Consider the following 15781-nt stretch of genomic DNA (forward strand, 5'->3'; position numbering starts at 1 on the left):
TATGTGTAAATAAAAAATGGAGGATGTTGTACTCTCTTTTTAAAAAATAGAACTCCCCATATTTTATAATAAATAAAACTTGTATGTGTTTATTGAACGGCGTTGTAATAGAGACAAATAAAAGGATACCACGAGAATACACTAACACTTTCATTTTAGCTTACATAGTCTAATAAAAGGGCGAGTAAAGAGGGTGTAGTGAGATTGAGTTATTTTGAAGAGTGTTCAAATTATCAACGATTTAGGCGTACTTCAACAAACGGTAGAGTTTTATTTAATAATTCCTTTCCAATCAGTATAACAGGAGCCACTGGTGCAACCGGAGCAACTGGAATTGGATTAACGGGGGTTGTAAATTACGACCCTGTACTTGCTACAAATTATCAAATTGGTCAAGTTGTAATTTATGAAGGTGGGACGTATCTTGTAGTTAGTTCCCCACCATCAGGAATACCTAGCGAATCGAATGATTATTTACTGTTAGCGGCTCCAGGCAACACGGGGGCTACCGGTGCAGGCTTTGAAGGTACTGTGCCTTACGACCCTGCTCGTGTGTTTGACTATAAGATTGGTCAAGTTGTGACGTTCGAAGGTAGTGCTTACATAGTAAACACTACCCCACCAATTGGTTTGCCATCGACATCTTCTGATTACACTCTACTTGTTAGTAGAGGAGCAACAGGAATCGGATTTGATAGTGGGATAGTGGACTACAATCCAACACTTGTTTCAGACTATGCAGTTGGTCAGCTAGTAAGTTTTAGAGGAAGTCTGTATGTAGTAAACACGGCACCGCCGACAGGAGAACCAGGGACATCAGCGGACTATAGCTTAGTCGCAGAACGAGGCGTAACTGGAGCAACAGGAGTTACGGGTGTTACTGGTCCTACTGGAGCGACTGGGGCTACCGGAGTAACAGGAGCTACTGGAGTTACAGGAGCTACTGGAGCCACTGGCGTCACCGGTGCTACTGGGGTAACGGGAGTAACAGGAGCTACTGGGGTAACGGGAGCCACAGGTGTTACAGGAGCCACTGGCGTTACTGGAGCAACAGGTCCTACTGGAGTTACTGGTGCCACAGGTGTTACCGGGGCTACAGGAGTAACAGGAGTAACAGGAGTAACAGGAGCTACAGGTGTTACAGGAGCTACTGGAGTTACTGGTGCTACTGGAGTAACGGGAGTTACAGGAGCGACTGGAGTAACCGGAGCCACTGGCATTACTGGAGTTACTGGAGTTACTGGTGTTACAGGAGCGACTGGAGTAACTGGAGTTACTGGTGCTACAGGAGTAACGGGAGTTACAGGAGCTACAGGAGCCACTGGAGTAACCGGTGCTACTGGGGTAACGGGAGTAACTGGAGTTACTGGTGCCACTGGAGTTACAGGAGCTACTGGTGCCACCGGGGCTACTGGTCCTACTGGTGCCACTGGCGTCACTGGGGCTACTGGCGTCACTGGAGCAACAGGAGTTACGGGTGTTACAGGAGTAACAGGAGTAACAGGATCTACAGGGGTAACAGGAGTAACAGGAGCTACAGGTGTTACAGGAGCTACTGGAGTTACTGGTGCTACTGGAGTAACGGGAGTTACAGGAGCGACTGGAGTAACCGGAGCCACTGGCATTACTGGAGTTACTGGAGTTACTGGTGTTACAGGAGCGACTGGAGTAACTGGAGTTACTGGTGCTACTGGAGTAACGGGAGTTACAGGAGCTACAGGAGCCACTGGAGTAACCGGTGCTACTGGGGTAACGGGAGTAACTGGAGTTACTGGTGCCACTGGAGTTACAGGAGCTACTGGTGCCACCGGGGCTACTGGTCCTACTGGTGCCACTGGCGTCACTGGGGCTACTGGCGTCACTGGAGCAACAGGAGTTACGGGTGTTACAGGAGTAACAGGAGTAACAGGATCTACAGGGGTAACAGGAGTTACAGGGGCTACAGGTCCTACCGGATCTACTGGAGTTACAGGAGCTACTGGTCCTACTGGAGCTACTGGCGTCACTGGAGCAACAGGAGTTACGGGTGTTACTGGTGCTACTGGGGTTACCGGATCTACTGGTCCTACGGGAGTAACGGGAGTTATCGGATCTACAGGAGCCACTGGAGTAACCGGTGCTACCGGGGTAACGGGAGTAACTGGAGCCACTGGTGTTACTGGTGCTACCGGGGTAACGGGAGTAACTGGAGCCACTGGAGTAACTGGTGCTACAGGGGTTACCGGATCTACTGGTTCTACGGGAGTAACGGGAGTTACCGGATCTACTGGAGCCACTGGAGTAACCGGAGCCACTGGCATTACTGGAGCTACTGGCGTCACCGGTGCTACTGGTGTTACAGGAGCAACAGGAGTTACTGGTGTTACAGGAGCCACTGGCGTCACCGGTGCTACTGGCGTAACTGGAGCAACAGGAGTTACGGGTGTTACTGGTGTTACAGGAGTAACAGGAGCTACCGGGGTAACGGGTGCCACTGGCGTTACAGGAGTTACTGGGGTAACCGGAGCTACTGGGGTAACTGGTGTTACTGGCGCTACAGGAGTAACAGGATCTACAGGGGTAACAGGTGTCACTGGAGCTACCGGTGTAACTGGAGCCACTGGCGTCACTGGGGCTACTGGGGCTACTGGCGCTACAGGACCTACTGGAGCCACTGGGGTTACCGGGGCTACAGGAGCGACTGGAGTAACAGGTGTTACTGGAGTAACAGGTGCTACTGGAGCTACTGGAGTAACAGGTGCTACAGGAGCTACTGGAGCTACTGGTGTAACTGGAGTTACTGGTGTTACTGGGGTTACCGGATCTACTGGTCCTACGGGAGTAACGGGAGTAACGGGAGTAACGGGAGTAACGGGAGTTACAGGAGCCACTGGAGTAACCGGTGCTAATGGGGTAACGGGAGTTACAGGAGCCACTGGAGTAACAGGTGCTACAGGAGTAACTGGAGCCACTGGTGTTACTGGCGTCACCGGCGCTACAGGAGTAACTGGAGCCACTGGTGTTACAGGAGCTACTGGTGTTACAGGAGCCACTGGTGTTACAGGAGCTACTGGGGTTACCGGATCTACTGGTCCTACGGGAGTAACGGGAGTTACCGGATCTACTGGAGCCACTGGTGTCACCGGTGCTACAGGGGTAACGGGAGTAACTGGTGCTACTGGTGCTACTGGTGTTACTGGAGCAACAGGGGTTACTGGAGTCACTGGTGCTACTGGTGTTACTGGGTTTACTGGTGTTACTGGTGCTACCGGATCTACTGGTCCTACGGGAGTAACGGGTGCTACTGGTGTTACTGGCTCTACTGGAGTAACAGGATCTACAGGGGTAACAGGTGCTACTGGTGTAACTGGTCCTACAGGAGTTACTGGTGCCACTGGTGTTACTGGGGCTACCGGGGCTACCGGAGCTACTGGCATTACCGGAGCTACTGGAGTAACAGGATCTACAGGGGTAACAGGAGCTACTGGGGTAACTGGCGCTACAGGAGTAACAGGATCTACAGGGGTAACAGGAGCTACTGGGGTAACTGGCGCTACAGGAGTAACCGGAGCCACTGGCGTTACTGGAGCGACTGGTCCTACAGGAGTAACCGGGGCTACTGGTGTCACCGGGGCTACTGGGGTAACGGGGGTAACGGGAGTAACGGGAGTAACTGGAGTAACTGGAGCTACTGGGGTAACGGGAGTCACTGGTGCTACTGGAGCTACTGGAGCTACTGGAGTCACTGGGGCTACTGGAGCTACTGGAGTCACTGGGGCTACTGGAGCTACTGGAGTCACTGGTGCTACTGGAGCGACTGGTGTTACTGGCGCTACAGGAGTAACCGGAGTCACTGGCGTCACCGGTGCTACTGGGGTAACGGGAGTAACGGGTGCTACTGGAGTTACTGGAGTTGCTGGAGTAACTGGAGTAACTGGAGCCACTGGTGTTACTGGCGCTACAGGAGTAACCGGAGTCACTGGCGTCACCGGTGCTACTGGGGTAACGGGAGTAACGGGTGCTACTGGAGTTACTGGAGTTGCTGGAGTAACTGGAGTAACTGGAGCCACTGGTGTTACTGGCGCTACAGGAGTAACCGGAGTCGCTGGCGTCACCGGTGCTACAGGGGTAACGGGAGTAACGGGTGCTACTGGAGTTACTGGAGTTGCTGGAGTAACTGGAGTAACTGGAGTAACTGGAGCCACTGGTGTTACAGGACCTACTGGAGTAACAGGTGCCACAGGTGTCACTGGAGTATCCTCACTTCAACCGTTTTTTAACAGTAATGTTCAAGCTCAAACGGTAGCAGCGGGTGGTCCTATAAATTTATTAACGCCTGGTGCATACTCAGGATTCGGATTCGTTCCAGGTATTGGTTTGATTACTATTGTAACACCAGGTATGTACTATATAAGTGTTGGTCTTAATAAAGCAGCGGGGACAACGGTAGGGGCGGTTTTTGGTTTAACAATAAACGGTGTTGCCTCACCGAGCGCTCCGATTGCTTGCTCTGATACAGGAGGGTTATCTTTAGTTATTCGAGTTCAAAATTACAATGCAGGGGATACAATTCAGATCACGAATTTCTCTACATTCCCAGTCGTCCTTGCTAATGCTCCAAACCAAGCTAATAGTGCAGGTCACGTAACCATTCATCGTTATGCAAGTGGACCATCTGGAACTTTAATTACAATTTAGTTCCTTAAGGACTAATGTAGTCAGAAAAGTGTTCTCCTTTGTGCTACCTTTTCTGACTACAACAAAAAAAGATGTGTTGAGAAACTTCTTTCAAGTCTACATATCATGGGAAGATGTTTTTATTTGAAGTAGCTGAAATTGTTCTTGCTGAAAAGACATGTTTTTGTTACGATTAGAAAATGTTTTTAAATAAATAGGATCTTCATTGGAAAAACTGAAACAACCGGAAGACATGCTAGCGATTCAATTGTCAGAACAAGCTGACATAAAAATAAATGTCTGTTTCAAGTGGACATATCTGATTTGCTATCTAGTGGTGTTTTCACAAGGATCTAGAAAAAAGGAGCAAGTTTACAACATGTCAACAAAGCAACAATGGTCCTCAAAGTTAGGGTTTTTATACGCAACTGCCGGAAGTGCAATTGGACTCGGTGCAATATGGAAGTTCCCATATATTGCAGGCACAAGTGGTGGGGGCGCTTTTTTCGTGCTTTTTTTGCTGTTTACACTTTTAATTGGTGTTCCTCTGCTAATTGGTGAATATATGTTGGGGAGACATTCTCAGGCGGATGCTGTAACAACGTTTAAACAAATGGCACCTACATCAGCGTTTCGTTTTACTGGATGGCTAGGTGTGGTGACTTGTTTTCTGATCCTGTCTTTTTACAGTGTTATTGGTGGTTGGTCCATTCTTTATTTAGGCTCGTCTCTTTCTGGACAACTACATTCATTAGATGCTGATGGGTACGCCAAACGTTTTGGTGAATTAATCGCAAGCCCTTATTTAGCAGTAGGTGCGCAAGCAATCTTTCTTGCTCTTGCTGCGGGTATTGTTTCAAAGGGTGTGCAAAAAGGAATTGAAAAAGCGAGTAAGTGGATGATACCGATTTTATTTATTCTCTTGCTTATTCTAGCTGGTTACTCATTGACATTGGATGGGGCTCAAGAAGGATTGAGGTTTTTATTTTCACCAGACTGGAGTACTGTATCAAATGACGTCGTTCTGTTTGCGTTAGGGCAGTCTTTTTTTGCTTTATCTCTTGGAGTGTCTATCATGATTACATTAAGTTCCTATGCATCAAAGCAACAAGATCTTCCACTATCAGCTATTACCCTTGGAGGAATGAATATTCTCGTTGCTATGCTTGCAGGTATTATGATCTTTCCAGGCGTGTTTACGTTTCAATTAGAACCTACTGAAGGGCCCACTCTTATTTTTGCAGCAGTACCAACCATTTTCTCACAAATACCGTATGGACAAGTGCTTGTCGTATTATTTTTCATTTTGTTTTTCTTTGCAGCTTTGAGCACAGCTTTTTCGCTATTAGAAATAGTAGTTGCAGCGTTTATAAAAAAAGATGCTAGCAAAAGACGTCAAGTCAGCTGGACTGTTGCTTTGCTTGTCTTAGTAATGGGTATTCCATCTACTTTATCGTTTGGCGTGATGAGTGAGCTTAATCTTTTCGGAATGCCCTTTTTTGACCTTATTGACTACACGGTATCTAATATTCTTATGCCAATCGGTGCATTGATCATTAGCCTATTTTTACTATTTAAAGTACCGAAATCGGTTTTAAAGAAGGAGTTCCGACAAGGCAGTATGTTTGGACGGAAACTATTTGTTATTTGGTATAGCGTGATGGTTTTGATTGTGCCAGTGGCGATTACAGTTGTGTTAATTGATCAATTGTTCGGTCTAAATGTACTATCTATTTTAACAGTCTTATTTTAAAGAAAAAAATTCAGCTCATAGAGCTGAATTTTTTTCTTTAAGAAGGTTTAATCTCACGTTTATGAAAGACCAATAAAGCGATTCCGATAAAAAGCAACCAATAACAAAATAGGACGATAGAAGAGAAGAGAGGACTAATTAACTCGGAAAGAGGCATCCCATCCATAACGTATTGACTTAGATCATTGACAAACGGCAAAAAGATAGCCCAATCGTAAAAGTCCAATAATATAATGTTTGCTACTAGTCCTAGAAATTGACCGGCAATGCTAATGGCAATGGCCATAATATCACTCGAAAACATAGCTGAAATAGCAAAAGCCAACGTAGCAAGTAAAATAGTCATTGGCATGTTAGAAAGAAATACAAGAATGGATTGAAGCCAGTATGCTCTTTCTCGCACTTCTCCATCGACTACGTATAGATGAACGATTTGATTATCAAAGCCGAAAAACAATGCCCCAATAAGAAAAGATGAAATCCATAGAACGGCAAGAAAGGTAAACGCGTAAATGAGAACGGCTACATATTTTGATAGTAGTACTTTTATACGCGAAGGTGGCCGTACAAGCAACAATTTGATTGTACCTTGTTTAAATTCTGAAGAGACAATGGTTGCGGCAATCGCAATAATAAATAAACTCACAAGCATGATGACGCCATTGTTATTCATGGTGAACATCCATACACTATCTGAAACCGCATAATTTGGAGGAATATCTTGTTCAAGTCGATAGTTTGCAAGTAAAATCTGTTGATCAGCAAACGGTTCTTCTTCTCTAAACTCTTCATAATAAGTAATATCTGATTGAACGGATGCGCGCCAATCTGAATCAAATTGAAGATAGGTAGAGGCATTATGCATCAAAATAGCTGTTAATAAGGTGAGGGCTACGATGAAAATAAGCATAATCCACGTACTTATGCGTGCATTTTGCTTCATAAGTTCATTCTGAATTAATCCAATCATATGTTGACACCTTCTTTATTTGTTAAATGAAGAAAGCGATCTTCTAGACTTTCTTTCGACTGGATCACTTCTTTCACATTGACTTCGCCGCTTAATTGACGAATAAATTGTGAAACCTCATTATCGTCGAGTAAGAGAGAGAGCTTGCTTTCTTGAATCACTGCTTGATGATCGAAGTTTTTGGCGATAGCTAACGCAGAATCGAGTTGATCCTCTTGAACGCGTACTTCGAAACTAGACTGTTTTTTCTCTTCATTGCCAACAAGAATCTCTTCATGAACCATTTTACCTTCTTGAATGATCGCAAATCGATCACACATCAACTCCATCTCACTCATTAGATGGCTGGAAACGAGAACAGCTAAACCTTCTTCCTTCGCTAATTTTCGTAAGTATGTACGTATTAAGCGAATGCCTTCTGGATCAAGGCCATTTGTCGGTTCATCTAGAATGAGTAACTTAGGGCGATGTATGAGTGCTTGCGCAATACCTAAGCGTTGTTTCATTCCTAAAGAGAATGTTTTCACTTTTTTATCAATAACGTTTGTTAGCCCGACAAGTTCAATTAATTCATTGATGCGATCATAGTCAATGGCTCCATTCATTCTGGCAAAATGGATCATATTCTTTCGAGCAGTTAAATGATTATACATCTCTGGATTTTCAATAATCACACCTACATGTTTAATTGCTTCACTATAAGAAGATTGTATACTGTAACCAGATATAAATAGATCACCACTAGTTAAAGCGGAGAGACCTACCATCATTCGAATAGTTGTTGTTTTACCAGCACCATTGGGTCCTAAAAAACCAAAGACTTCTCCAGCATTAACGGTAAAGCTAACATCTTGAACAATTTGTTTACCCCGAATTGTTTTGCTTACACTTTGAAGTTCAAGTATTGAATTCACTCTCTTACCTGCCTTTCGACTTCATTCAGCGGAACACATAAAACCATTATCTTCATTGTACTATGAACGGATTTATAAAACTGTATTTGTTGGATTATTTTAGAAAAAATTTAGAAATACAGCAGGATCACACTAGAGCACATAAATGGCACTTAATAGAAATGAAAAAAAGGAAGTACGAAATGACGTACTTCCTACACGATTACTATGTGGTCTGCTCCAGTTCTTTCATCCAAAGTGCGACTTGTAAAATAAGCGATTCGTTAAATGTTTTCGGATTATAACCTGTTCGGTTAACAATGGTATTCAAGCGATATAGAAGTGTATTTCGATGTAAAAAAAGTGCGTCGGCCGTTTTTTGAATGTTTAAGTCGTTTTCAAAAAACGTCTTAAGCGTTAACGTCTGGGTATCGTTTAAATCATTAAGAACGCGGCTTGAAAACCGTTCCCGTAACGCATGGTTAATTTGATGCAATAAAGCTTTGACCTCGAATTGACTAAAAGAAATAATCGCATTTGCTTTATCCGTCATAGTTAAGGCTAGTTCACAATCTGAATAGGCTTGATGAAACTGATTTAATTCCTCAAACGATAAACTATATGAAATTGTAAACGTTGTTTGTCGGTTTTGTAGTAATGATTGAAGTGATGTCATTTGTTTAACAGCGTGATCTTCATCCATATTTGACACTACAATAACTAATTGGTTCAGGCTAATAAATCCAGCAATTGCATGATGGTGACCAAATAATTGTTCAATTTTATCGATTAATTCTTGTTTTTGAATGGTCAGCTGATGTAGCTGTATAGCGACGGCTATAAAAGGTGGCAATAGTTGTACGTCGAGCATTTCTAATCCTTGTTGAATGGTTTTATAAGAGGGGCTATGGTTTAATAATTGATCAATGACCATCTCTTTCGTGCGTTGTTTCCATTCAAGTTGAGAAGTAATAAAGGCTTGCTGAATCATAAGCTCAGTCGTCATTTTGACAAGTTCACCAACTGCTTTTAATTCATCCGGGTTACCAGTTATACCAATAACACCAATCATGTCTTTGTTAAATAAGATTGGTAAGTTTATACCGGGTATTGCCCCTTCCCACCGATTCGCTTGTGTTGGATAAATGGTCAAACTGTTACCAGTATTTAGTACTTCAACAGCGCCGCCATGAACAGTATGTAATCGAGCAGCGTCCCGTGAAGCGATAATATAGCCATCTTTATCCATAATGTTGATGTTTCGATCTAAACGTATAGATGTTTCTTGAACGATGGCATTTGCTATTTCTTTCGTCAACATAGTCATGTCTCCGTCTCCCATTAGTCGCGCCTTACAAAAAAAGGATAAAATCTAGCTATTTATTTGTATGGTACAGCTACATAGCAAAGGCGTCAAGCTATAGATAGCTAAACACAAAACCGAAAACGATCGGTGCTGTTAAAGGCAATTACGTTGTACGATTCACAATCATTGTTGAAGAGAAGAGTGAAGGTAGGGCTAGCATAGCACAAGCTCATGCCTTTCCAGTAAAGAGCTAGAGCATGTTTTTTAATGCTTGAATCCCAAAATAGAGAGCGAGAAGCCAAATGCTTACAGCAGACGCTTTATGGATCCACTTCATATACTTGCCGTGTGTGTCCATTTGCTTCAGATGACTTCCTAAATAAGCTAGCAGCGTAAATGCCATCCATGAAACGAGTATACAAGCAGTAACAAAGCTTAGCTTTTCTACCCCAATTGAATAATGGGAAGCATTTGTTCCTATTACTGCAACGGTGTCTAAAACTGCATGAGGGTTTAACACTGAGATTGATAATGCAACGACAATTTGTTTTTTTGCTGTTAGTGGTTTTTTCTTTTTTTGAACCAACTTCTCATCGTGTTTCCATATGGACCAACCAATGAAAAAGAGGAACAGGACTCCAATAAGGTAAAGCAAAGGTTGTAAAAGTGGAATCGTAAAAACGAGAATGGATAATCCTAATGCTGCAACAATGATTAGAATGGTATCAGCTACTGCTGCGGTTAACACAGCAGGCAAACTCTTTGTAAATGATGATTGCGACGCTCCCTGATTAAAAATAAATAAATTTTGTGGTCCAATAGGAATTATTAATGCACTTGCAAGAATAAAACCATGAAGAAATGCACTTAGCATTCGATCACTCCTTTTCGAAAGTGTATCGAATTATGTATAGTAAAAAAACAACCAATTGGTTGAAAATTAATCCAACCAATTTTGAAGGGGAAAGACATGACTTGGAAACCGAACCGGACAGAAAAACGTACGCTTTTTGACCAGATAAGAGCCTGGATCGTTGAGCAAATAGAGGATGGACACTGGTCTAATGGAATGCGTCTGCCTAGTCAGCGTAAGCTAGCTGAACAATTTGGTGTCAATCGCAGCACCATTATTCAAGTTTTAGACGAGTTGAAAGCAGAAGACGTGATTGAAAGCCGACAAGGTAGTGGTGTGTATGTGAAGCCAAGGGGATGGGATTTTGTATTACGCCAACAGACGCTTGACTGGCACCAACGAATAAAGCAAAGTGCGTACAAAGTAAATGCACAAACAATCCAGCTTATAAACGAGTATGAAGCACTACCTACCACAGTACGATTAGGGACTGGTGAATTATCTCCTGAACTCATTCCACAAACAGCTTTATTAAAATCGTTTAGCGAGCTCACCTTAACGAATCAAGAACTGGGCTATTCTGAACCCTTGGGAAGCCTTCATTTGCGAAACACTTTGACGAGTTATTTAGAGCGTCGAGGAATCGTGACAAAACCTAATAATATTTTGATTGTTTCTGGTGCGGTACAAGCGTTGCAATTATTATCTTTAGGTTTGTTAGAGACTGGTACATCGATAACAACAGAAGCTGCCTCCTATATACACTCAATTCCTTCTATACCAAGCGTCTCTTTTCAAGCAAGTAATAAGAAAACGATGTATTATACAATTCCGACGCTCTCCAATCCAACAGGGAAAATCCTTACTTTAGAGGAACGTAAACGGCTAGTAGAGCGTTGTAGTGTAAATCATATGCCAGTGGTTGAAGATGACGTTTACAGCGAATTAACGTTTGACGGGGCGCCACCTGCTCTAAAATCGTTTGATCGAGCTGGACAAGTTCTTTACATTGGAAGTGTGTCTAAATGTATTAGCCCAGGCATACGAGTTGGCTGGCTAGTCGGTCCAGAATCGGTCGTACGTTATTTAGCCGACTTAAAAATGCAGCTAGATTATGGAACAAGTGCGATTTCCCAACAGCTAGTTGCTCAGTGGCTTAATTCTAGCTATTTTTATGAGCACATATACAATTTACGAGCTTCATTAAAAAAGCGGGCGGACTTCACTGAAGCGATTTTGCAAAAAACAGTAGGTGATATTGCCGAGTGGGAATCGTCTAAAGGCGGTTTTTATATTTGGTTAAGGATCAAACAACCTGTTGTCACAAAATCTCTGTTTTTAGCACTATTAAAACAAAACATACTGATTAATCCAGGGTATATATATAAGCCAAATGACTATCACTATGTCAGGGTATCGTATGCATATTGTACATTAGACGAACTTAAACGAGGGTTAATTATGTTAGCAAACGAAGTGAAAAAGCGATTCATCTAATTTTGGGATAGAAAGCAAAGGCTATTGGCTGTAACAAGTTAGATTAAAAACAAGAAATAAGGCTACACTAAAAGATATCTATATAGTAGAAGAATATGATTTCGCTACAAACCCTTTCTAGTCATCCATTTGTCTTTCGTGCAAGTAAACCCTTATTTAATAGCAAAAGGATCATGGAAAGGCCTATACGTTAAGCGATACGACACGATTTTTTGGAGGTGAACTCTCGTCTAGAGGGGCTTTCTTGGATATATCTACAGTCATTAACCTTTTAGGTGTAGCGCTATTAATCATTCTTACAGCTTTTTTTGTAGCATCAGAATTTGCGATTGTAAAAGTAAGAAGTACTCAATTAGAGCCTCATATTGAAGGTGGAAGTAAGCGTGCTCTTGCCGCAAAGAAAGTTACGAGTAATTTAGATGAATATTTATCTGCCTGTCAATTAGGGATAACCATTACAGCTCTTGGAATCGGACGCTTAGCAGAACCAACCTTCGAACGGATGCTTCATCCCATTATCGGAGAATTGTCAACGAATGAAGCTTTCGTTACGACGTTATCCATTTTTATTTCTTTTGCTTTTGCTACATTTCTCCATGTTGTAATTGGAGAACTTGCACCAAAAACGATTGCCATTCAGAAAGCGGAGCAAGTGACACTTTTCATCGGTCAACCGCTCGTATGGTTTTATCGATTGCTTTACCCATTTATTTGGGTACTGAACGGGTCAGCTCGATTACTTATTAAACTACTAGGATTTAAACCAATGAGTGAACATGAAGTGCACCACTCAGAAGAAGAGCTTCGTCTCATTCTATCGGATAGTTTAAAAAGTGGTGAGATTAATCAATCTGAATTTAACTATGTCAGTAAGGTATTCGAGTTTGATGAGCGAATTGCAAAAGAAATTATGGTACCACGCACAGAGATGGTGACGATCTCTCTTGATTATACCGATGAAGACATTCTATCGTTAGTAAACCGGCATAGTTTCACAAGATATCCGGTTATAAGTGAAGATAAAGATTCGGTTGTTGGTGTGCTCAATGTACGTGATTTTCTATCGTCTCTTCTTTCAAAAGAAGAAAGAAATCAGCTTGGAGATATTGTCTATCCGGTTATTACGGTATTTGAAACGGTACGGATTCGCGATATCTTAATTGAAATGCAACAAAAACATATTCATATGGCTATCTTATTCGATGAATATGGTGGTACGGCAGGCCTAGTCACTCTTGAAGACATTCTTGAAGAGATTGTTGGTGACATTCGGGATGAATATGATTTGGATGAGCCTAACGTCATAGAAGAATTAGAACCAAACCATTACCGTGTTCAAGGTCAAGCGCCTATTCACGACGTGAACCAGGAGCTTGCACTCAACTTAGAGTCAAATGATGCAGAAACGATTGCAGGCTGGCTATATGAACAGCAGTATGATTTAGCAGAAGGAGACGAAATTCAATACAATGGGTATACGTTTATGATTCGGCATTTAAATGGCAATCAACTTCACGAAGTGGATATTTTAAAAACGTAGTAGTAAAGAAGACCATCTATTAGGTGGTCTTTTTTATGTGAAGTTTATGAAGCTTAGTAGGGAAGATTAAAAAAACAGTTCATGTACCCTTTACGAAAACTGGAACTGCATAACAAATTGCCACAACTGAAAGCGTCGATTGAGCAATTACAAGAAACGATTCCTTCATCAGCTACACAAGGGGCTTTCATGTCAGTATTTCCAGAATCCCGTCAGCAGGTTGTAACGGCGATGGAGAACATGTTTCAAAGAACGGAACCGGAAGCCGTATTAGAACAGGCTGTTGAAGGAACAAATCGTGCTATTGAACTATACAACCGTTCAAATCAATAAAAAAGTTTCCTTAACGCAATAGTTTTGTTTACAGGAAAGAAGTTGTCGTGTATACTGAATGTATTCTCCCTTCAAAGAGATAAACTGATGAAACAAACCGCTAATATCACAAATGTTAGCGGTTTGTTTTTTCGTTCTTATGCCAATTTTTATAACGAAAGAAAAGAGGATAACCATAAAAGTATGCGTGAAAGAAAAAAACGTTCATGCAAGTAACATGAACGTTTATAATTTCACTTACCATATTAAATGAATTAAAACTAAACAAACAGCGAAACAACTTTTCCTTTATTCACATCTATTAAGCCAAAGTCCGTTATTTTTAATGCTGGACTAACAGGGAGAGATAGGGTGGACACCGACATAATTGGATTATAATGTTTATAACCCAAAGCTCTCATGGATTCTACAAGCTCTTTCACATCCTGTCCAACTTTATCAAGAGGGGCTTCAGATAAAATGCCACCAACTGGAAGAGGCAGGAACGCTTTAACATCATTATTATGGGTAACGCAAAAGCCACCTTGTGCTTCAATTACGGTGTTTGCTGCTTTCACCATGTCTGCTACATTTGTTCCAATAACAAGTAGGTTATGGTTGTCATGAGAATAGGTTGTAGCAATGGCACCTTCACGAATAATATCACCAGTAATAAGCCCATGAGCCCGATTACCTGTTTTTTTGTGGCGTTCAAATGTTGCAATAAGGCGACAATCCGATTTTTCCCACTCAAGTATACCGTCCTGAACAGAAAGCGAGACATGTGTTTCTTTGGTGAATGTGGAGCCATCCCTTACATTCATGACCCGAACTTTTTTCTCCTCTGGAGTGTTTTCCGTCTTAATGATGAAATCTTCAGCAGTTAAAAGAGGCAAATGAACGCTCTTATAAAAATGTGCTGGGAATTGGTCGGGACGCACTTGTTGTTTTTCTTTCAACAGGGCATCAAACACACAGACCCCATTTTTATAGACGGCTGAGAAGGAGAAATGGTTGTTTTCATTAACAATGCAAAAGTCAGCAATTTTTCCAACCGCAATCGCACCACGATCAATCATGTTCATTCGCTTTGCCGGTGTGGCAGTACAAGCATAAATCACATCTTCGTAGCGCATGCCTGCTTTTACAGCTTTTTCCGCAAGTATATTTAAGTGACCTTTTTCAAACAAGACATCTGTCATAATATCATCGGTAACAAAACAAAAATGTTCACTCACATCGTGAGTCATTACATAATCAAGTACGTCATCGGTCATTGATTTTTCTTGTATTTGAACGAACATACCAGCTTCAATTCTTGCTCTCAATCCATCAACCGTTTGGTGGGTATGATCGGACCCAATACCTGAAAGCAAAATTTGATCAAGATCAAGACCAGTCAATTTCGGAACATGTCCTTCAATTGGCAAAGTTGGATAGTGTTCACGAAAATGGTTTAACACTTGATTTGTCTTTGAATCTGGGTCATGAATGACATCGACGAAGTTCATTATTTCACCGAGGCACTGAATTTGCTCTGTAGCCATTAATTCATCCATTTCTTTTATGCCAATCTCTCCACCTGTTGTTTCAAGTGAGGTAGCAGGAACAGAGCTTGGAATAGCATATAGCATATCAACGGTACAGTAGTCACTTGCTTGGATCATCGCTCGAACACCCTCAATACCAAATACATTCGCCATTTCATGAGGTTCGGGAACAATCGTTGTTACACCGTTTTGTAGCAAAGCATATGAAAATGTTTCTGGTGTAACCATAGAACTCTCAATATGAAGGTGAATATCAATTAACCCGGGTATAATAGATTTATTGTTTGCATCGATTATCGTTTTGGCAGTAAGATTTTTAAGCTCATCTTTTGAACCAATGGCAACGAATCGTCCACCATCAATCGCAAAATCAACCTCACGAAACTGCTTCGTATAAGTATTGTAAACCTGGGCATTCGTGACAATGGTTTCAATGTGCATATATTTCACC

General features: G+C 42.0%; 10 protein-coding genes. 5 read left to right on the plus strand and 5 right to left on the minus strand.

Annotation, left to right across the window (positions count from 1 at the left end):
- Positions 1–204 precede the first annotated feature (204 nt).
- Together PQ477_RS17990 and PQ477_RS17995 are read left to right on the plus strand one after the other, a co-directional pair.
- Complete coding sequence (locus tag PQ477_RS17990; RefSeq protein WP_274272614.1) at positions 205–4677, plus strand: beta strand repeat-containing protein; 4473 nt, start codon at positions 205–207, stop codon at positions 4675–4677.
- A gap of 358 nt (positions 4678–5035) precedes the next feature.
- The gene (locus PQ477_RS17995) at positions 5036–6409 is read left to right on the plus strand and encodes a sodium-dependent transporter (RefSeq protein WP_274272615.1); all 1374 of its coding nucleotides are present in this window, start codon (positions 5036–5038) and stop codon (positions 6407–6409) included.
- Between the two features lie 37 nt (positions 6410–6446).
- On the opposite strand, the gene PQ477_RS18000 is transcribed toward PQ477_RS17995, so the two are convergent.
- From PQ477_RS18000 to PQ477_RS18015, 4 genes are all read right to left on the minus strand, one after another.
- The gene (locus PQ477_RS18000) at positions 6447–7379 is read right to left on the minus strand and encodes a DUF2705 family protein (RefSeq protein WP_144558946.1); all 933 of its coding nucleotides are present in this window, start codon (positions 7377–7379) and stop codon (positions 6447–6449) included.
- Entirely contained in the window at positions 7376–8293 is a 918-nt protein-coding gene (locus tag PQ477_RS18005; protein ID WP_274272616.1) for an ABC transporter ATP-binding protein, read from the minus strand. The genes PQ477_RS18000 and PQ477_RS18005 overlap by 4 nt, the downstream gene beginning before the upstream one ends.
- Before the next feature lie 205 nt (positions 8294–8498).
- Positions 8499–9599, minus strand: coding sequence for a CdaR family transcriptional regulator (locus PQ477_RS18010; RefSeq protein WP_274272617.1), 1101 nt, complete (start codon positions 9597–9599; stop codon positions 8499–8501).
- A 229-nt stretch (positions 9600–9828) separates the two neighbouring features.
- Entirely contained in the window at positions 9829–10452 is a 624-nt protein-coding gene (locus PQ477_RS18015) for a LysE/ArgO family amino acid transporter (RefSeq protein ID WP_274272618.1), read from the minus strand.
- A 96-nt stretch (positions 10453–10548) separates the two neighbouring features.
- Here PQ477_RS18015 and PQ477_RS18020 point away from each other — a divergent pair, with 96 nt between their 5' ends.
- The 3 genes from PQ477_RS18020 (at position 10549) to PQ477_RS18030 (ending at position 13801) form a co-directional block, all read left to right on the plus strand.
- Positions 10549–11928 carry an aminotransferase-like domain-containing protein gene (locus PQ477_RS18020; RefSeq protein WP_134259559.1) on the plus strand — a complete coding sequence of 460 codons (1380 nt, stop codon included), beginning with the start codon at positions 10549–10551 and terminating at the stop codon, positions 11926–11928.
- 244 nt (positions 11929–12172) lie between these two features.
- Entirely contained in the window at positions 12173–13468 is a 1296-nt protein-coding gene (locus PQ477_RS18025; protein WP_274272619.1) for a hemolysin family protein, read from the plus strand.
- Positions 13469–13549: 81 nt separating this feature from the next.
- Positions 13550–13801: a hypothetical protein gene (locus tag PQ477_RS18030; RefSeq protein WP_274272620.1), complete on the plus strand. Its 252-nt coding sequence runs from the start codon at positions 13550–13552 to the stop codon at positions 13799–13801.
- A gap of 260 nt (positions 13802–14061) precedes the next feature.
- Here the strand turns inward: PQ477_RS18030 and PQ477_RS18035 are convergent, their stop codons facing one another.
- Positions 14062–15771, minus strand: coding sequence for an adenine deaminase C-terminal domain-containing protein (locus PQ477_RS18035; RefSeq protein ID WP_144558953.1), 1710 nt, complete (start codon positions 15769–15771; stop codon positions 14062–14064).
- Positions 15772–15781: the final 10 nt, after the last annotated feature.

The sequence above is a fragment of the Shouchella hunanensis genome, assembly GCF_028735875.1.
Taxonomy (GTDB): Bacteria; Bacillota; Bacilli; order Bacillales; family Bacillaceae_D; genus Shouchella; species Shouchella hunanensis.

Coding starts and splice junctions, on each gene's coding strand:
- PQ477_RS18000 (WP_144558946.1), bottom strand. CDS start 7,379: ATGATTGGATTAATTCAGAATGAACTTATGAAGCAAAATGCACGCATA.
- PQ477_RS17995 (WP_274272615.1), top strand. CDS start 5,036: ATGTCAACAAAGCAACAATGGTCCTCAAAGTTAGGGTTTTTATACGCA.
- PQ477_RS18015 (WP_274272618.1), bottom strand. CDS start 10,452: ATGCTAAGTGCATTTCTTCATGGTTTTATTCTTGCAAGTGCATTAATA.
- PQ477_RS18030 (WP_274272620.1), top strand. CDS start 13,550: ATGTACCCTTTACGAAAACTGGAACTGCATAACAAATTGCCACAACTG.
- PQ477_RS18020 (WP_134259559.1), top strand. CDS start 10,549: ATGACTTGGAAACCGAACCGGACAGAAAAACGTACGCTTTTTGACCAG.
- PQ477_RS18035 (WP_144558953.1), bottom strand. CDS start 15,771: ATGCACATTGAAACCATTGTCACGAATGCCCAGGTTTACAATACTTAT.
- PQ477_RS18010 (WP_274272617.1), bottom strand. CDS start 9,599: ATGACTATGTTGACGAAAGAAATAGCAAATGCCATCGTTCAAGAAACA.